Below are 19,005 nucleotides of genomic sequence, written 5' to 3'. Positions count from 1 at the left end.
GCAACAGGCTGACGTCGTCACCGCGATTCGAAGGCGCTCGTGAATACCGCCTCCGCCATTCGTGTCTGCAAACGGCCAATGCACGCGAATAAACCGCAGCGCTTGCGCAGCAGGCCCAATGCGGCTAGCGATCGGGTCGAACGCGTGAGCGGCGGCTCTTCAATGGCGCGAGCCGGAAACGGAAGACAACTTGACCGTAGCAATAACGTCTACGCACGAATCAATGGCAGCGCGTCTAAAGACGGCCCCAGGCTCGCCACCGATTCGAGCTCCGCGCACGCGCTCAGAACCGTCGCATAAACCCGCCTGAAGTCGATGCCGACGCTCACGCCGCCATCGACGTCCAAGTCATCCAAACGTGGCGCTGCCCCATACAGCCCGCCGCTCACGCTTCCACCCAACACAAACTGCGGTGCGGCCGCGCCGTGATCGGTGCCTCGCGCATCGTTTTCACGAGCGGAGCGCCCGAACTCCGAATGACTCATCACGAGCGTGCTGCGCCAGTCGCCCGACGCGATCAACGCGCGTCGCAACGAAGCGAGCCCGTCCGCAAGCTGCGCCAGCACACGCGCGTGCTTGGCCGCCTGATGCTCATGCGTATCGAACCCCGGCAGCGTAAGACGCACGAGCGCGACCTTGTCACGTTCAGCGCGCCCGACGATGAAACCCGACGCCGCATCGCATGAAGCGGCAAACGAAGCGCGTGCCTGCCCGATCCATTCGACCGCGCGGCCGGCATTTGCGAAAGGCCCCGCCTCCGCCGTGCCAACGACGCTCGCACGCGTTGCGTCCGAACGCGCAAGCCAGCCATCACGGCGATATTCGGCGGCGCTCGAAGCCGTATCCCAGATTTCGCGGGAGCGAAAATGCGAGCGGCTGGAGCTCGCATACCCCACGCCCTGGACGATGGCCAATTCGCGCGCTTCCCAAGCCGGCATCAACGCGAGCAAGGAAGGATGCAGCCCGGTTTGCTCATCAAGATGCAAGACATGCTCGCGCGGGATCGCAAGCGTCGGCCTGAGCGCGCGATAGCGATCATCGTTGAGCGGGATGACCGTGTTGAGGCCGTCATTGCCGCCGCTGAGTTCGACGAGCACCAACGTCTTGATCGAACGTCGCGCACGCGCCGTGGCGAATCCGTCCGCGCTCGCGCCACCTGCAAGCGCGCCGGCGATCTGCATGAAGCGGCGTCGGTTCATCGCGGCTCGCGCTCAACGCTTGTAGAGATCGCGCACGGCCTCTTCGATATGTTGACGCAAGAGGCGCCGCTCATCGGCGGTCATGACGGTATGGCGCGGAGGACGCGCGGGCGGTGCCTGATCGACTTGCTGAACAGGCTGCATCGTGGCGGCTTTGGTGTCGCGGTCGGGAAGATTGCCGTTCTTGGACGAGCGCTGCTGCGCGCGAATCATACGGCCGTCGAAGCGATTCGGCCGGGTGTCGGACGTGGTGTCGAAAGCGGTTGAGGGACGCGCGAAGCCCGGCGTCTGGGCGAAAACATGGTGCGTGCTCAGGATGGCGCAGAGCGCGCTGGCGAGAAGCGTTAGCTTGAAGATGCGCTCGACGCGCACGGGTCCGCGTTGCCGCGCTCCCAACATGTTTTTCCCTTCGTTGCTCGACAACCGGACAGCCTCATTCTTTTAGCGCACGTCTCAAAAGGCTTGGTCCGGCCAAATGACGCGCTGGTCTAATGGAGTATCTACCGAATGGCGGGCTTAGGTAAGGGAGTGTACGCATAGAACCTTTTGGGCGTGCCACAGTCGCCGTAAATTTTGTAACGGACTGTTACACTCGCTTTTGTTACAAACTCGACGATTGAACAAACGCGCTAAGATGCCGCCATGGAAACCAAGAACCCATCCAAAATTCTCGTCGTCGACGACGACCCGCGCCTGCGCGATTTGCTGCGCCGTTATCTGGGCGAGCAAGGCTTCAACGTGTATGTCGCGGAAAACGCGCCGTCGATGAACAAACTCTGGGTGCGCGAGCGCTTCGATCTGCTCGTGCTCGACCTCATGCTGCCCGGCGAAGACGGTCTTTCCATCTGCCGCCGGCTGCGCGGCAGCAACGACCGCACGCCGATCATCATGTTGACGGCCAAGGGCGAGGACGTGGACCGCATCGTCGGTCTGGAAATGGGCGCGGACGACTACTTGCCGAAGCCGTTCAATCCGCGCGAGCTCGTCGCGCGCATTCACGCGGTGCTGCGCCGCCAGACGCCGTCGGAGTTGCCGGGCGCGCCGTCCGAAACCACCGAGGTATTCGAGTTCGGTGAATTCGCGCTGAATCTCGCCACGCGCACGCTTACCAAGAACGGCCAGGAAATTCCGCTGACCACGGGCGAATTCTCGGTGCTGAAGGTGTTTGCACGGCATCCGCGTCAGCCGCTCTCGCGCGAAAAGCTGATGGAACTCGCGCGCGGCCGTGAATACGAAGTGTTCGACCGCAGTCTCGACGTACAGATTTCCCGCCTGCGCAAGCTGATCGAGCCGGACCCGAGCAGCCCGCGTTTCATCCAAACGGTGTGGGGCCTGGGCTACGTGTTCATTCCCGACGGCGCGGCCTGATGCCTCATGCTTTGACGCGAGTCCGCCACGCTTTTTTTCCTCCATCGAGCCGAACCCGATAGACCCATGCGCATCGACAGGCGGCTACTGGCGCTTGCGTTCGGCGGCCTGTTCTGGCGAACCTTCGCGCTGATCGCGCTGCTCATCGCGGTCAGTCTCACGGCATGGTTCCAGAGCTTTCGAGTAATCGAGCGGGAGCCGCGCGCGCAGCGCGTGGCGCTTCAGCTCGTCGCCGTGGTCAAGCTCACGCGCACGGCCCTGCTCTATTCCGATCCCGATCTTCGTCGCGCGCTCCTGCAGGATCTGGAGAGCAACGAAGGCGTGCGCGTGTATCCGCGTGAGACCACCGACAAATACCGCCTGCAGCCGGATGAATCGCTCAACCGTCTGATCGAGCGCGACGTGCGCGGACGCCTTGGCAACGACACGATCATCGCGCAATCCGTGAACGAGATTCCCGGCGTGTGGATCAGCTTCAAGATCGACGACGACGACTATTGGGTTGCGCTCGACCGCGATCAACTGGATACCGTCACCGGTCTGCAATGGGCCGGCTGGGGCGTCTTCGCGCTCGCGCTGTCGCTCTTCGGCGCGGCGTTTATCACGAGTCTCGTGAACCGGCCGTTCGCGCGACTGGCGCTCGCCGCGCGCAAGGTCGGTTCGGGACAATCGCCCGAGCCCTTGCCGGAGCGCGGCATGGGCGTCGCCGCGGAAACCAATCGAAGCTTCAACCAGATGGTGCAAGACCTCGAACAGCTCGAAGCGGACCGCGCGTTGATGCTCGCGGGCATTTCGCACGATCTGCGCACGCCGCTCGCGCGTTTGCGGCTCGAAACCGAAATGAGCCCTTCGGACGAAGCCACCAAGCTAGCGATGATCGACGACATCGAACAGATGGACATGATCATCGGGCGCTTCCTCGACTACGCGCGGCCGATGCAGCGCATGCCCGAGGCCGTCGATCTCTCGATGATCGCGAGCGAACTCGTCGCGCGCTTCCAGGCCGACGAAGGCGTCGTGATGCGCACCGACCTCGCGCCCGGCGCGGTGATCGAAGGCGACCCGACGGATGCGCGCCGCGTGGTCGGCAATCTGCTCGAAAACGCGCGCAAGTACGGGCGCAGCGAGCAGGACGACATCGCGCGGATCACCGTGCTTACGCGCGTCACACATGGCAAGGTCGAACTCTCGGTGATGGACGAAGGCCGCGGCATCCCCGACGATCAGGTCGCGCTCATCACACGGCCCTTCTATCGTGTCGACGCCGCGCGCACGCAGGCGAACGGCACGGGTCTCGGCATGGCGATCGTGCAGCGGCTCGTCTCGCGTCAGCGCGGCACGTTGCGCCTGCGCAATCGCACGCCGCTTGCGGGCTTCGAAGTCACCATCGATTTCCCGGTGATGAAAGGCGCACGTTTCGACGGCGTCTGACACCTCCCGCGTTTCCTGGAAATTCGTCAAAAACTATTTGAAGTTATAGTCAAATACTATTGCTTCGATTTAGTGATACGCTTAATATGGATTTGTGCAGCGCGATGGCATGACGATTGTTTTCATGTCCGCGTTACGAAGATTCAGTAGCCTCATTTTGCGTTTGTCCTTTCAACGAACACAGGAGTCACTGCATGAAGACCGTTGGCGATAAAGTCGAAGCATTCACCGTCACCGCTGCCAAGCCGGGTTTCAATCACCACGAAGAAAACGGCCAGTCGGCATTCGAAGAAATCACCGAGCAGTCGTTTCCGGGCAAGTGGAAAATCATCTACTTCTACCCGAAGGACTTCACGTTCGTCTGCCCGACTGAAATCGTCGAGTTCGGCAAGCTGGCAAAGGACTTCGAAGACCGCGACGCCATTTTGCTCGGCGGCAGCGTCGACAACGAGTTCGTCAAACTCGCATGGCGTCGGGAGCACAAGGACCTGAACAAGCTGAACCACTACTCGTTCGGCGACGTGAAGGGCGAACTCATCGACCAGCTCGGCGTGCGCGACAAGGAAGCCGGCGTGGCGCTGCGCGCGACATTCATCGTCGATCCCGACAACGTCATTCAGCACGTCTCGGTCAATAACCTGAACGTCGGCCGCAATCCGGAAGAAGTGCTGCGTATTCTCGACGGCCTGCAAACGGACGAACTCTGCCCGTGCAATCGCGCGGTCGGCGGCTCGACGCTTTAATCGCACGAGCCTTTGAGCGCCTGAGGCAACGCCCGTAGCCCGCCCTCTTTCGAGCGCCCGCTTGGAAGCCGGCGGGCTTTATTGACGCCATCGAATAAGGAGAACGCATGGAATTCCTGTCATCGATCAAGGAGCTGGTGCCGGACTACGCGAAAGACATTCGCCTGAATGTCGACGGGACGATCGCCCGTTCGTCGCTGGAAGGCAACGACGCAGTCGGTGTCGCGCTCGCCGCCGCGTATGCCGCGAAGGCGACGAAGATCGTGAATATCATCCGCGAGTCGGGTGTCATGGCGCCGGAAGAAGTCAATGCCGCGCTCACGGCGTCCGCGCTGATGGGCATGAACAACGTCTGGTATCCATACCTGGAGATGGCCGACAACGCCGATCTCAAGACGCAGCCGGCTGGACTGCGCATGAACGCGTATGCATCGCACGGCGGCGTCGACAAGCGGCGCTTCGAGATGTACGCGCTCGCGGCGTCGATCATCGGCAAGTGTCACTTCTGCGTGAAGTCGCACTACCAGAATCTCGTCACCGAAGGCATGTCGACGACCCAGTTGCGCGATGTCGGGCGCATCGCGGCCGTGATCAACGCGGTGGCGCTCGCCATCGAGGCCGAGGCGAAGTAAGCCCTTGACGCCACGCGCGCGTGGCGTTCGACTTCAACTATCGATCGACGTGCGCCGCAACAGCACCGCGGCCTGCGCCTCGATACCTTCCTTGCGGCCGAGATAGCCGAGCTTTTCGTTGGTCTTCGCTTTCACGTTGACGCGATCGACGGCCAAGTCCAGGTCTTCCGCGATATTCGCGCGCATCGCCTCGATGTGCGGCGCGAGCTTCGGCGCCTGCGCGATGATCGTGCTGTCGATATTGGCGATGGCGAAACCCGCTTCCGACACGCGCTTGAACGCTTCGCGCAGCAGCACGCGGCTGTCGGCGCCGGCGAATTCCGTCGCGGTATCCGGAAAGTGCCGGCCGATATCGCCGAGCGATGCCGCGCCGAAGAGCGCGTCGGTGATGGCGTGCAGCAGCACGTCCGCGTCCGAATGGCCGAGCAGGCCGCGTTCGTAGGGAATCGTCACGCCGCCGATGATGAGCGGGCGGCCCTCGACGAGCTGATGTACGTCGTATCCCTGTCCGATTCTGAAATCCATCGATGCAACCTTGCTGTAGAAAGTGTGTGTCGGAGCCGTCAGGCCTTCGTGGCGAGCATTGCGCCCGCGAGCGCGAAGTCTTCCGGATAGGTCACCTTGAAGTTGCGCAGGCTGCCCTGAACTAATTGCGGCGAGTGGCCGAGCCATTCGATTGCGCTCGCTTCGTCCGTGAGATCGTGACCGTCGTGACGCGCACGTTCGATCGCTTCGCGCAACATGCCGAGGCGGAACATCTGCGGCGTTTGCGCCTGCCAGAGCCCGTCGCGCGATTCCGTGCGGGCGACACGCGGGTGGTCATCCGCCGCATCGGGCATGCTCGGTGCGACCCGTTTCAGCGTATCCGCGACCGGCAATGCGAGAATGCCGCCCACGGCGTCGTGACGCAGGGCGCCGACGAGCTTGCGAATCAGTTCCGGCGTGATGCCGGGACGCGCGGCGTCGTGGACGAGCACCCAGTCGTCGTCGCGTGCGCCGAAATCGGCCAGCGCGACGAGACCGTTATACACCGATGCCTGTCGTGAAGCCCCGCCGCAGCGCTGCACCGCGAAGCGCAGGCCGGCAAAGCGGCGCGCATCGAAATGATGATCGTCGGGAGCAAGTACGACGAGGGTCTGCGAGAATTCGGAACACGCGTCGAAGGCGGATAACGTGTAACCAAGCATCGGGCGGCCCGCGACGGTCTGATATTGCTTCGGCATGGGTGCGCCGGAGCGGCTGCCGTTGCCGGCGCACGGAATCAGCGCGAACAGGCGCGTGGTAGTGGCGGGTGAAATCGATGGCGCAGTAGACGGCGCATTTGACGAATTTGCAGTCGTAGTCACGGGCAGATCACTGAGCCAGGTCAAAGTGGAGCCCGGATTTTATAATAGGTCTTTAGCGACCACGTCCGGCGCGTCCTCGAAGAGGGCGAAAGAGCCGACGGTTAATTGCATATATATGTCCTCGAAAGCCGTCAACGCGCAGTCCAGTTCTCCCATCCCGCTCGTGAAAGCGGGTCAGCGCTTTGTCTTCGACGGCGCGCCCGGTTCATCCGATGCCCTCGCCATCGCGCGTTATTACACGGCTAATCGCGAGTCCGTGCGGCTCTTGACGGTGCTCTGCGCAAGCGCGGTCGATGCGCAACGCCTTGCAACCGAAATCCCCTACTTCGCGCCGGATGCCCGCGTGCGTCTCTTGCCGGACTGGGAAACGCTGCCGTACGACACGTTCTCGCCGCATCAAGACCTCGTGTCCGAGCGTCTCGCGACGCTGCACGATCTCGGCGAAGGACGTTGCGACATCCTGCTCGTGCCGGCGACCACGGCGCTTTATCGCATGCCGCCCGCGTCGTTTCTCGCGGCTTACACGTTTTCATTTACGCAGGGCGAGCGCCTCGACGAAAGCAAGCTCAAGGCGCAGTTGACGCTCGCGGGTTACGAGCACGTGAGTCAGGTCGTGCGTCCCGGCGAATATTGCGTGCGCGGCTCGCTGATCGACCTTTATCCAATGGGCTCGCCGCTGCCGTATCGCCTCGACTTGTTCGACGATCAGGTCGATTCCATCCGCGCCTTCGATCCCGACACGCAACGCAGCCTGTATCCCGTGCGCGACGTGCGCCTCTTGCCGGGCCGCGAATTTCCGTTCGACGAAGCCGCGCGCACCGCGTTTCGCAGCCGCTGGCGCGAAGTGTTCGAGGGCGATCCGAGCCGCTCGCAGATTTACAAGGACATCGGCAGCGGCGTGCCGTCGGCGGGCATCGAATATTACTTGCCGCTCTTCTTCGACGACACCGCAACCCTCTTTCACTATCTGCCGGAGAACTCGCAACTCGCGTTCGTCGGCGACATGGACGCCGCGATCAAACGCTTCACGGCCGACACGAAGCAGCGCTACAACTTTCTTTCGCATGATCGCGAGCGGCCTTTGCTCGAACCGCGCCGCCTCTTTCTCAGCGACGACGACTTTTTCACGTTCGCCAAGCCATTCGCGCAACTGAAGTTCCCGGCGTCGCCCGAAGGCGGCTGGGCCGTGCCGCTGCCAGGGCTTGCTATCGACCGCCACGCGGACGAACCGTTGCTCGCGCTGCGCCATTATCTGGAGCAGACCGAAAACCGCGTGATGCTGGTCGCGGAATCGGCGGGACGACGCGAAGCCATCCAGCAATTGCTCGTCGATAACGGCTTGCGCGGCGAACTGCGCGACACGTTCCAGGAATGGCTCGGCGCGGATGCCAAATTCACGCTCGGCATAGCGCCGCTCGCGAACGGTTTTTCGTTGCCGGAAGCGAAGCTGTCTATCGTCACCGAGACCGAGCTCTACGGGCCGCTCGCGCGCCGCGCCGGACGCCGCCGCCAGGAACAGGCGAGCAATGTCGATTCGATGGTGCGCGATCTCGCCGAACTGAAAATCGGCGATCCGGTGGTGCACGCGCAGCATGGCATCGGCCGATACATGGGTCTCGTGTCCATGGACCTCGGCGAAGGCGAAACCGAGTTTCTGCACCTCGAATACCAGAACGACGCCAAGCTCTACGTGCCCGTCGCGCTGTTGCATGTGATCTCGCGCTATAGCGGCGCCGATCCCGAAAGCGCCCCGCTCCACACGCTCGGTTCGGGCCAATGGGAAAAAGCCAAACGCAAGGCCGCGCAGCAGATTCGCGATACCGCAGCCGAACTGCTCAACCTCTACGCCCGCCGCGCCGCGCGCGAAGGCTACGCGTTCAAGCTCGATCCACGCGACTACGTGAAGTTCGCCGAGAGCTTCGGCTTCGAGGAAACGCCCGACCAGGGCGCCGCGATTGCCGCGGTCATCGGCGACATGACGAGCGGCAAGCCGATGGATCGGCTCGTGTGCGGCGATGTCGGCTTCGGCAAGACGGAAGTGGCATTGCGCGCGGCGTTCATCGCGGTGATGGCGGGCAAGCAAGTGGCGATACTTTCCCCCACCACGCTGCTCGCCGAACAGCATACGCAGACCTTCACCGACCGCTTTTCCGACTGGCCCGTGCGGATTGCCGAACTGTCGCGCTTCAAGAGTTCGAAGGAAGTCACGCAGTCGATCGCGCAGATCAACGAAGGCAGTGTGGACATCGTCATCGGCACACACAAGCTGTTGTCGTCGGATGTGAAGTTCAAGCGGCTTGGGCTCGTCATCATCGACGAGGAACATCGCTTCGGCGTGCGGCAGAAGGAAGCGCTCAAGGCGTTGCGTGCGGAAGTGGATGTACTCACGCTCACCGCGACGCCCATTCCACGCACGCTCGGCATGGCGCTCGAAGGCCTGCGCGACTTCTCCGTGATCGCGACCGCGCCGCAGAAGCGCCTTGCCATCAAGACCTTCGTGCGGCGCGAGGAAGACGGCGTCATTCGCGAAGCCATGCTGCGCGAGCTGAAACGCGGCGGGCAAGTCTACTTCCTGCATAACGAAGTGGAAACCATCGAGAATCGCCGTTCCATGCTCGAAGCACTCGTGCCCGAAGCGCGCATTGCCGTGGCGCACGGCCAGATGCACGAGCGCGAACTCGAACGCGTGATGCGCGATTTCGTCGGCCAGCGCGCGAACGTGCTGCTGTGCACGACCATCATCGAAACGGGTATCGACGTGCCGAGCGCGAACACCATCATCATGCATCGCTCGGACAAGTTTGGACTCGCGCAACTGCACCAATTGCGCGGGCGTGTCGGGCGTTCGCACCATCAGGCTTATGCGTATCTGCTCGTGCACGACCCGCAGTCGCTGACCAAGCAGGCGCAGCGCCGGCTCGAAGCCATTCAGCAGATGGAGGAACTCGGCTCGGGCTTCTATCTGGCCATGCACGACCTCGAGATTCGCGGCACGGGCGAAGTGCTCGGCGACAAGCAATCGGGCGAGATTCACGAGATCGGTTTTCAGCTTTACACCGATATGCTCAACGACGCCGTGCGCGCACTGAAGGAAGGCCGCGAGCCGGATCTCAACGCGCCGCTCGCCGCCACGACCGAGATCAATCTGCACGCACCGGCCATCTTGCCCGCCGATTATTGCGCGGACGTACAAGAGCGTCTTTCGCTCTACAAGCGGCTTGCGAACTGCGAATCGAGCGATGCCATCGACGGCATTCTCGAAGAGCTCGTCGACCGCTTCGGCAAGTTGCCGCCGCAAGCGCATGCGCTCGTGGAGACGCATCGGTTGCGGCTTGCCGCGAAGCCGCTCGGTATCTCGAAGATCGACGCCAACGAGAGTTCCATCGGCTTGCAGTTCGTGCCGAATCCGCCTGTCGATGCCATGAAGATCATCGAGATGGTGCAGAAGAACAAGCACATCAAGCTCGCGGGACAGGACAAGTTGCGCATCGAAACGCGCAGCCCCGATCTCGCGGTGCGCATTGCCACGGTGAAGGAAACGTTGCGCGCGCTCGGCGCGCCGGTGCGGCAGTCGGCGGCCGTGGCGCGTTAGGTTCATCCGGCGCGTTGGTATCGACGGGAGGCACGGCGCGCGCATCGACCGGAAGAAGGATCAAGCGCCGCGCCCGACGCACCCCGTCATGCCGCTCTTTGAAAGGCAGTGGCGGGAGCCATGCCGCAGCGCATATATTGACCGGAAGGTCAGCAAGCGTGGTTTCGGCTATGATCGGCTTCTACCCCGCAGGAGCGAAAAATGTCCCAAATCGCCGCTGAGGCGCAACAAGCCACGACCTCCGCCACGCCTCAATCCTTGCCTTGGATCGAACGTCTCGTTTCCTTCGATACAGTCAGCCGCAATCCCAACCTCGGCCTCATCGAAACCGTGCGCGACGAACTGCGCAAGGCGGGTGTCGAAGCCAGCATCACGACCGATTCACGCGGCCAGTGGGCCAATCTCTTCGCCACGGTGCCCGCGCACGACGGTCAGACAAACGGCGGCATCGTGCTGTCGGGACACACCGACGTGGTGCCGGTCGACGGTCAAAATTGGAAAAGCGATCCTTTCAAGCCCGAAATCCGCGATGGTCTGCTCTACGGTCGCGGCACCTGCGACATGAAGGGGTTCATCGGCGCGGCGCTCACAATGCTGCCGAAGATGCAGGCGACAAAGCTCGCCAAGCCGATCCACTTCGCGCTTTCGTTCGATGAAGAAGTAGGCTGCGCGGGCGCGCCGCTCATGATCGCCGACTTGCAAAAGCGCGGCGTCAATCCGGATGGCTGTATCGTCGGCGAACCGACTTCCATGCGCCCGGTCATCGCGCACAAGGGCATCAACGCGTTCCGCTGCTGCGTGCGTGGCTTTGCGGCGCATTCGTCGCTTACGCCGAAGGGGCTGAATTCGATCGAGTACGCCGCGCGCCTCATCTGCTTCATTCGCGACGTCGCCGATGAATTCCGCGCCAAGGGCCCGTTCGACGAGTTCTACGACGTACCCTTCACCACCGCGCAGACGAGCACGATCAAGGGCGGCAACGCGCTCAACACCGTGCCCGCGGAATGCACTTTCGACTTCGAATTCCGCAACTTGCCGACCATCGACCCGGACCCTATCTTCAGGCGCATCGAAGCGTTCGCGCGCGACACGCTCTTGCCGAAAATGCAGAAGGAGCACGAGAACGCGGCCATCGAATTTTCGAAGATCGCCGCCGCGCCCGGACTCGACGCCACCGAGCAGGCCGCCATCACGCAACTCGTGCGCGCGCTCACCGAGAATCAGGAGAAGCGCAAGGTCGCTTACGGCACCGAAGCGGGACTTTTCGCGATTGCGGGCGTGCCGAGCATCGTGTGCGGACCGGGCAACATCGAACAGGCGCACAAGGCGAACGAATACGTGTCGCTCGACCAACTCGTCGCTTGCGAAGCGTTTCTCGGCAAGTTCATCCATAGCATGTCGGTCGAAGCCCAGGCGCGCTAATCATCGACCGTCGTACGATCCATCGAGCCATGTCCACAGCAACGCATTCCGACCATACGATCGACGGCACGCCCATTCCAACCCTCGACGAGATTGCCGAGCAGCATATGGCGCTCACGCCCTGGGTAGCGCGCACGCCGATCTTCGAGCGGCACGATTTTCCGACGCTCGAAGGCACGCCCGTCACGTTCAAGTTCGAGCTGCTGCAGGCAAGCGGCACGTTTAAGGCGCGTGGCGCGTTCTCGAACATCCTCGCGCTCACCGACAGCGAACGCGCGGCAGGCGTGACGTGCGTGTCGGCGGGCAATCATGCGGTCGCGGTGGCTTACGCGGCGCAGCGCATGGAAGTGGGCGCGAAGGTGGTCATCACGAAGAACGCCAGTCCGACGCGCATCGCGCTTTGCCGGCGCTTCGGCGCGGAAGTCGTGCTGGCGGAAAATGTGATCGAGGCCTTCGAGATCGTGCGGCGCATCGAGGCCGAGGAAGGACGCTTCTTCGTGCATCCGTTCAATGGTTATCGAACGGTGCTGGGCACGGCGACGCTCGGTTACGAGTGGACGTCGCAGGCGCCGGATCTCGATGCGGTCATCCTGCCAATCGGCGGTGGCGGGCTGTCCGCCGGCGTTTCGACCGCCATGCGTCTCGCCAACCCTTCGCTGCATGTCTATGGCGTGGAACCGGAAGGCGCGGATGCGATGAGCCGCAGCTTCGCCGCCAATCACACGATCAAGCTGAGTTCCCTGCACAGCATCGCCGATTCATTGATGGCGCCGCATACCGAGCAATACAGCTATGAACTGTGCAGGCGACATATCGACGAGATCGTCACCGTATCGGACGACGCGTTGCGGCACGGCATGCGGCAGTTGTTCAACGAACTGAAGCTGGCTGTGGAACCGGCGTGCGCGGCGGCGACCGCCGCGCTGCTCGGACCGTTGCGCGAGCGTCTGCAAGGCAAGCGCGTGGGCGTGTTGCTGTGCGGAACCAACACGGACCCGGCGACGTTCGCGACGCATTTGGCGAGTACGTGAGTGCCATTGCAGGCGCTGCGTGGAACCGAAGCATCTGGCAATTGCTGGCAATTGCCAGATGCTCACAGTGACATCGTAGGTAAAAGCGGCTTGAAGCGGCGCTTGCGGTGTTCAGGCGAACACGCGGAAAAGCGCGGCTCTCGCGGTTCCTCGTCAACGAGCGCAAACTAACGCGCCTGCGTTCACAGCACCTCGGCCAGCCTTCTGCGCTCATTGCGCTGCATGAAGTAATTCGCGGCGATCACCCCGACCGTCACCAGCGCGATGAACAACGTCGCGAGCGCATTCATCTCCGGATTCAGCCCAAGCCGCACGCGCGAAAACACGACGAGTGGCAGCGTGGTCGATCCCGGTCCCGACAGAAACGCGGAAAGCACGAGATCGTCAATCGACAAGGTGAACGACAGCAGCCAACCCGCCACGAGCGCCTGCGATATCAGCGGCAGCGTGATCGCGAAGAACACGCGCAGCGGTGTCGCGCCGAGATCGAGCGCCGCCTCTTCCAGCGACGGATTCAGCTCCCGCACGCGTGACTCCACGATGATCGCCACATACGAGATGCACAGCATCACGTGGCCGATCCAGATGGTGAAGAGCCCGCGCCCCGCCGGCCAGCCGATCAGCTTGGCCATCTCCACGAAAAGCAGCAGCAACGAGATGCCCTGAATGACCTCGGGAATCACGAGCGGCGCGTTGATCATGCCCGTGTAGAGCGTGAAGCCGCGAAAGCGTCCCATGCGCGCGAGCACGAACCCCGCCCACGTGCCGATCACGACCGACGCGCACGCCGTCAGAAACGCGATGCGCAACGACAGCCATGCCGCCGCGATAAGCTCGTCGTCGTACCAGAGCGCCTTGTACCAGCGCAGCGAAAACTCCGTCCACACGGTGACCAGCTGCGACTCGTTGAACGAATAGACGATCAGGCTGAGGATGGGGATATACAGGAACGCGAACCCGATTCCGAGCGCGGTGATCTGCAGCGGACGGCTCGGCTTGATCATCGTTTCTCCTCCAGTTGCTTCGCCTGGAAGTGCTGGAAAAGCGCCATCGGCACGAGCAGGAGGAGCACCATCGCGCAGGTGACGGAGGATGCCATCGGCCAGTCGGCGTTATCGAAGAACTCGTTCCACATGACGCGGCCGATCATCAAGGTATCCGCGCCGCCGAGCAACTCGGGAATGACGTATTCGCCCACCGCCGGAATGAACACGAGCAGACATCCGGCAATAATCCCGTTCTTCGACAACGGCAAGGTAATCTGCAGGAACGCCTTCCAGGGCTTGGCGCCGAGATCGTAAGCGGCTTCGAGCAAGGTGAGATCCATCTTCACGAGATGCGCGTAAAGCGGCATGACGAGAAACGGCAAGTACGAATACACCATGCCGATATAAACCGCGACATTCGTGTGATAAAGCTCGATTGGCGAATGGATGAGGCCGATCGACATCAGGAAGTTGTTGAGCAAGCCGTTGTTCTTGAGAATGCCGATCCACGCGTAGACGCGTATCAGGAACGACGTCCAGAACGGCAGCATGACGGCCATCATCAGCAGATTGCGCGAGGCCGGATTCGCCCGCGCGATGTAATACGCCATCGGATAGCCGATCACGAGGCACAGCAAGGTCGAAACCGCCGCGACCAGCAGCGAATTCATGTAGGTCGCGAAGTACAGGCTGTCGGTGACGAGAAACGCGTAGTGCGAGAAATCGAGCGCGATATTCAGCACACCCTCTTTCAACGCCACGATATCCGTGTACGGGGGAATGCCGAGCTGGCTGTCCGCGAAGCTGATCTTCACGACGAGCAGGAACGGCACGAAAAATAGCAGCAACAGCCACAGGAACGGCCCGGCGATGACCGCGGTGCGGCCGCTCACGCCCATCCGGTCGAGCAGTTTCATCATCATGCCGTCAGCACCACGCCCGCCGACGCGCTCCAGCGCACGTAGACTTCATCGTCGAAAGTGGGGGAATCGATTTCGCCGAGCGCGAGGCTCGATACGTTCGCGACCACCGTCTTGCCGCTTTCGAGCGTCACGTGATAGAGCGTGTAGCCGCCCATGTAAGCGATATTCGTCACACGTCCGCGGCCCCAGTTGAACGCGCCCTCGGGCGGCTTTCTCATGAGCGCGATACGTTCCGGGCGCACCGAGATGGTCACCGGCATGCCGAGCGGCCCGGTAATGCCGTGGTTCACATAGAGCCTGACCGGCAGTTCCGGCGACTCCACGAAGATATGGTCTGGCTCGTCCTCGACCACGTTGCCGTCGAAGAGATTGGTCGAACCGATGAACTGCGCCGAGAAGCGGCTGTTCGGATACTCGTAGACCTCGTGCGGCGTGCCGATCTGCACGATACGCCCTTCGCTCATCACGGCGAGGCGCCCGGCCATGGTCATCGCCTCTTCCTGATCGTGCGTGACCATGATGCAGGTGACGCCCACCTGATCGAGGATGTTGACGAGTTCCATCTGCGTGCGCTGGCGAATCTGCTTGTCGAGCGCGGACATGGGTTCGTCGAGCAAGAGCAGCTTGGGACGCTTGACGAGGCTGCGCGCGAGCGCCACGCGCTGCTGCTGGCCGCCCGACAACTGATGCGGCTTGCGCTTCGCATACTGGCCCATCTGCACGAGTTCGAGCGCGGCTTGCACGCGCTCCTTGAGTTCGCCACCGCGCACGCCTTCCTGCTTCAAGCCGAATGCGACGTTCGATTCCACGCTCATGTGCGGAAAGAGCGCGTAGGACTGAAACATCATGTTCACCGGCCGGCGATACGGCGGCATCTGCGCGAGGTCTTCGCCTTCGATCAGAATCTGCCCTTCGGTGACGGTTTCGAGCCCGGCGAGCATGCGCAACAGCGTGGACTTGCCGCAGCCGGAACTGCCGAGCAGCGCAAACAGTTCGCCCTTCGCAACCGACAGGTCGACGCCCCTCACGGCCACCGTCTCGCCGAACTTCTTCACGACGCCGACGACCTGCACGAAGTTGTCGTCCGACACGAGTCCGGTGGACGGAAAATTGTCCGGCGCTTGTCTGCCGGAATTAGGCGCTGCCTTCAACGCGCTCGACTGCTCACTCATGATTGCCTGTTCGACTCCTGCAACTTGTCCTTCATCGATGACTTCGTCTGCCCGGCTACGCGACGATCACGAACAAAGCCCCCGGAGGTCCAGGGGCTTCGTCGGTTCAAAGCATAACCCGCTTTTGCTGACTAGCGGCCGGATTTGAGTTCGGTCCACAAGCGCGTCTGCAGACGCTGGATTTCGGGCGGCAACGGCTTGAGCAGGAACAGCGTCTTGATGACATCCTGCGGCGGATAGACAGCCGGATCGTTCGCCACGTCCTTGTCGACGTACTTGCGCGCTTCGAGGTTCGCGCTCGGGTAATACACCGCATTCGTGATCGCGGCATGCACCTGCGGCGTCTCGATGTAGTTGATCCACTCGTGCGCGGCGTCCTTGTTCTTCGCGTCCTTCGGAATGGCCATCACGTCGAACCACACCGGCGCGCCGCCCTTCGGAATGTAGTACTCGATCTTGTAAGCCTTCTTCGCGTCCACGGCGCGATGCTTGGCAATGACGACATCGCCCGACCAGCCGTAGGTGAAGCACACGTCGCCGCCCACCAGGTCGTTGATATAGCCCGACGAGTTGAATTGCGTGATGTACGGGCGAATCTTCTTTAGCATCGCGAGCGCCTCGCGATAATCGGCGGGATTCGTGCTCATCGGGTCCTTTCCGATGTAATGCAGCGCGGCGGCGAACATCTGGTCGGGCGCATCCAGCACGGACACGCCGCACGCCTTCAGCTTCGAAATGTTCTCGGGCTTGAAGAGAATGTCCCAGTTATTGAGTTCGACGTTCGCGCCGAGTATCTTCTTTACCTTGTCGACGTTATAGCCGAGGCCGGTCGTGCCGTACGCCCAGGGCACCGTGTACTTGTTGCCGGGGTCCGCGCCTTCCACGAGCTTCATCAGTTCGGGATCGAGATACTTGAGGTTCGGCAGCTTGGACTTGTCGAGCGGCGCGAAGATGTTTGCCGCGATCTGCTTGCCCGCGTAGTTGCTCGTCGGCACGACGATGTCATAGCCCGAATTGCCCGTCAGCAGTTTGGCCTGCAACGTGTCGTCGCTGTCGTAGTTGTCGTACTTCACCTTGACGCCGGTTTGCTTGGTGAAGTTGGGGATCGTGTCCTTGGCGATGTAATCCGACCAGTTGTACACGTTGAGCTGCGTGTCTTTCGCCGATGCCGTGAGGGACATCAGCGGCAACAGCGTCGCCGCGCACGCCAGCGCGCCCGCGAATTTGGCCAGCTTGGCCACGGGGGCCGCCAGTTTCTCGTTCATCTCGTTTCTCCCTTGTTCCGACTGTCGACGGCGTCGTGTCGGGCCCGGCTCTCAAGGAACGGCCCGCGAACCCCATAAAAACCCGAAAACTACCATTAAACCGAAGCACGACAAAAATAATGTCCGGCTTGTCGCGCGAATCTCACGTGCGTCGAGGGCAGCCGCCTAGTCATAAGGCCTGCCCGTGCCACGGTTCATTGATCTGCTGTACGGAAAGTGCGCGCATTTTAGCGTTTAATGACGCCGTGCGACACCTGATAAAACCACACTCGTCAAAGGGAACCACGCCGCGAAAGCATCGCGAAATGTCATTATCGATGGAAGGGACTTGAGGCATCCACGTGCGACCGTCGCTCGTAAAGACAGAAGAGCGGCGCGACGGCACGGTTTGAGCCCAATTCCTTGCCTGACGAATAGCCAGCGGAACACTCGTTGCTAGCCAATTCGGATGTGCGTTGATTTTTCCCACGCATTCTCAACCGGCAACGCGTGCGCTCGTGCCGCGGCTTCAGAAGCCGTGACACGACAGCGCTGTTGCAACGCTATTCAAGGCAACCGACCGCATGAACACCAATCCGTCCGCGCTTGCGCAGCTTTCGGCTACCGAGCCCGACGTACCGCCTCAATCCGGCAATCGTCAAGACCGGCCCCGCGCGCCGCGCGGCCGCTGGTACACGTTCGTCGGCGCGGGTTCGCTCGTCGCGGTCGGCTACATGGACCCGGGCAACTGGGCGACGGCGCTGGCGGGTGGCGCGCGTTACGGCTATCAGTTGCTCTTCGTCGTGCTGCTCGCGAGTCTCATGGGCATGCTGCTGCAATGGGTGGCGTCGCGCGTGGGCGTCGTCACCGGCCGCGATCTCGCGCAGTTGTGCCGCGAGCGCTATAGCCGCCGCACGACGCTCGTGCTGTGGCTCGCATGCGAAATCGCCATCATCGCGTGCGACGTGGCCGAAGTCGTCGGCAGCGCGGTCGCCTTGCAGATGCTCTTCGGCGTCTCGCTGACCGCAGGCGTGTTGTTCTCGGCGGTCGGCACTTTCATCATGCTCGCGTTGCAAAGCCGTGGACAGCGGCCGCTCCAGCGTGCCATCACGGCGATGATCCTTTTCGTCGGCTTCTGTTTCGTCGTCGAACTGGCGCTGGCGCATCCCGTCTGGAGCGATGCCTTGCGTGGCTTCGCGCCCCCGCGCGAGCTTCTGCGCGATGCCGGCATGCTCTGGCTCGCCGCCGGCGTGTTGGGCGCGACCGTCATGCCGCACAACCTTTATCTGCACTCGGCGCTGGTGAAGGAACACGCCCCTCATCACGACGACGCAACCATCGGCCGCGCGCTCAAGGGCGTGAATATCGATACGTTCGCATCGCTCGGGCTGGCGTTTATCGTCAATGCGTCGTTACTGGTGGTGGCCGCGTCGGTGTTTCATGCAAGCGGCCACTTCGATGTCGATGATCTCGCGGACGCGCATCGGCTCATCGCACCGCTCGTGGGAAGTCACTGGGCCGGCATTGCATTCGCCGCCGCCCTGCTCGCGTGCGGCTTGAACGCGACGGTCACGGGCACGCTCGCCGGTCAGGCAGTGATGGAGGGCTTCCTGCAGCTGAAGATGGCGCGCTGGGCGCGGGCGCTTTTGACGCGCTCGCTTGCCATCGGCCCAGCGCTTTTCGCCGTCGCGAGCTTCGGGCAGCACGGTTCGAATACACTGCTCGTCGCGACTCAGGTCGTGCTGAGTCTGCAATTACCGCTGGCAGTGATCCCGCTCGTGCGCTTCGCTTCCGATGCCGGTCTCATGGGACGCTGGCGCGTCGCCCGCGTGCCGCTTGCACTTGCCTGGGCTTGTGCAGGACTGATTCTTGCACTCAATGGCGCGCTGTTGTGGCAGACGGTGGGTTCGGTCTGA

At 62.3% G+C, this 19,005-nt stretch carries 16 protein-coding genes; 8 read left to right on the top strand and 8 right to left on the bottom strand.

What is annotated here, in order from left to right:
• Positions 1-209 precede the first annotated feature (209 nt).
• Positions 210-1,199, bottom strand: a complete 990-nt coding sequence (locus NCT04_RS07800; RefSeq protein WP_250464816.1) for a DUF1501 domain-containing protein — start codon at positions 1,197-1,199, stop codon at positions 210-212.
• Positions 1,200-1,211: 12 nt separating this feature from the next.
• Entirely contained in the window at positions 1,212-1,598 is a 387-nt protein-coding gene (locus tag NCT04_RS07795) for a hypothetical protein (RefSeq protein ID WP_244827932.1), read from the bottom strand.
• 243 nt (positions 1,599-1,841) lie between these two features.
• On the opposite strand from NCT04_RS07795, the gene ompR reads away from it, so the two are divergent.
• The 4 genes from ompR to NCT04_RS07775 all read left to right on the top strand — a co-directional run bounded on the left by ompR (position 1,842) and on the right by NCT04_RS07775 (position 5,373).
• Positions 1,842-2,567 carry an osmolarity response regulator transcription factor OmpR gene (gene ompR, locus NCT04_RS07790; RefSeq protein WP_008349770.1) on the top strand — a complete coding sequence of 242 codons (726 nt, stop codon included), beginning with the start codon at positions 1,842-1,844 and terminating at the stop codon, positions 2,565-2,567.
• 66 nt (positions 2,568-2,633) lie between these two features.
• Positions 2,634-3,998 (top strand): ATP-binding protein, encoded by a 1,365-nt coding sequence (locus NCT04_RS07785; protein WP_244827933.1) that lies wholly within the window; start codon positions 2,634-2,636, stop codon positions 3,996-3,998.
• Positions 3,999-4,192: 194 nt separating this feature from the next.
• Positions 4,193-4,741 carry a peroxiredoxin gene (locus NCT04_RS07780; RefSeq protein ID WP_244827934.1) on the top strand — a complete coding sequence of 183 codons (549 nt, stop codon included), beginning with the start codon at positions 4,193-4,195 and terminating at the stop codon, positions 4,739-4,741.
• 107 nt (positions 4,742-4,848) lie between these two features.
• Complete coding sequence (locus tag NCT04_RS07775; protein ID WP_244827935.1) at positions 4,849-5,373, top strand: carboxymuconolactone decarboxylase family protein; 525 nt, start codon at positions 4,849-4,851, stop codon at positions 5,371-5,373.
• A 33-nt stretch (positions 5,374-5,406) separates the two neighbouring features.
• Here the strand turns inward: NCT04_RS07775 and ispF are convergent, their stop codons facing one another.
• Positions 5,407-5,898: a 2-C-methyl-D-erythritol 2,4-cyclodiphosphate synthase gene (ispF, locus tag NCT04_RS07770; RefSeq protein WP_244827936.1), complete on the bottom strand. Its 492-nt coding sequence runs from the start codon at positions 5,896-5,898 to the stop codon at positions 5,407-5,409.
• A gap of 38 nt (positions 5,899-5,936) precedes the next feature.
• Positions 5,937-6,596, bottom strand: a complete 660-nt coding sequence (ispD, locus tag NCT04_RS07765) for a 2-C-methyl-D-erythritol 4-phosphate cytidylyltransferase (protein WP_250464814.1) — start codon at positions 6,594-6,596, stop codon at positions 5,937-5,939.
• A 238-nt stretch (positions 6,597-6,834) separates the two neighbouring features.
• Here ispD and mfd point away from each other — a divergent pair, with 238 nt between their 5' ends.
• The 3 genes from mfd (at position 6,835) to NCT04_RS07750 (ending at position 12,764) form a co-directional block, all read left to right on the top strand.
• Entirely contained in the window at positions 6,835-10,311 is a 3,477-nt protein-coding gene (gene mfd, locus NCT04_RS07760) for a transcription-repair coupling factor (RefSeq protein ID WP_244827937.1), read from the top strand.
• A 201-nt stretch (positions 10,312-10,512) separates the two neighbouring features.
• Complete coding sequence (gene argE / locus NCT04_RS07755) at positions 10,513-11,733, top strand: acetylornithine deacetylase (protein WP_250464812.1); 1,221 nt, start codon at positions 10,513-10,515, stop codon at positions 11,731-11,733.
• Between the two features lie 29 nt (positions 11,734-11,762).
• Positions 11,763-12,764: a threonine/serine dehydratase family protein gene (locus NCT04_RS07750; protein WP_244827939.1), complete on the top strand. Its 1,002-nt coding sequence runs from the start codon at positions 11,763-11,765 to the stop codon at positions 12,762-12,764.
• Positions 12,765-12,946: 182 nt separating this feature from the next.
• On the opposite strand, the gene NCT04_RS07745 is transcribed toward NCT04_RS07750, so the two are convergent.
• From NCT04_RS07745 to NCT04_RS07730, 4 genes are all read right to left on the bottom strand, one after another.
• Positions 12,947-13,765, bottom strand: coding sequence for an ABC transporter permease subunit (locus NCT04_RS07745; RefSeq protein WP_244828036.1), 819 nt, complete (start codon positions 13,763-13,765; stop codon positions 12,947-12,949).
• Positions 13,765-14,673, bottom strand: coding sequence for an ABC transporter permease subunit (locus tag NCT04_RS07740; RefSeq protein ID WP_250464810.1), 909 nt, complete (start codon positions 14,671-14,673; stop codon positions 13,765-13,767). Before NCT04_RS07740 ends, NCT04_RS07745 begins: the two co-directional genes overlap by 1 nt.
• A complete protein-coding gene (locus NCT04_RS07735) occupies positions 14,670-15,845 on the bottom strand; it encodes an ABC transporter ATP-binding protein (protein WP_250464807.1) in 1,176 nt (391 codons plus the stop codon). The genes NCT04_RS07740 and NCT04_RS07735 overlap by 4 nt, the downstream gene beginning before the upstream one ends.
• Positions 15,846-15,976: 131 nt before the next feature.
• Positions 15,977-17,110 carry a polyamine ABC transporter substrate-binding protein gene (locus NCT04_RS07730; protein ID WP_250464805.1) on the bottom strand — a complete coding sequence of 378 codons (1,134 nt, stop codon included), beginning with the start codon at positions 17,108-17,110 and terminating at the stop codon, positions 15,977-15,979.
• A 563-nt stretch (positions 17,111-17,673) separates the two neighbouring features.
• On the opposite strand from NCT04_RS07730, the gene NCT04_RS07725 reads away from it, so the two are divergent.
• A complete protein-coding gene (locus NCT04_RS07725) occupies positions 17,674-19,005 on the top strand; it encodes an Nramp family divalent metal transporter (protein WP_250464803.1) in 1,332 nt (443 codons plus the stop codon).

Source organism: Caballeronia sp. GAFFF2 (genome assembly GCF_023631485.1).
Lineage (GTDB): Bacteria > Pseudomonadota > Gammaproteobacteria > Burkholderiales > Burkholderiaceae > Caballeronia.
Note: the sequence above shows the minus strand (reverse complement) of the source record. Positions and strands in the feature narration are given on the sequence as shown.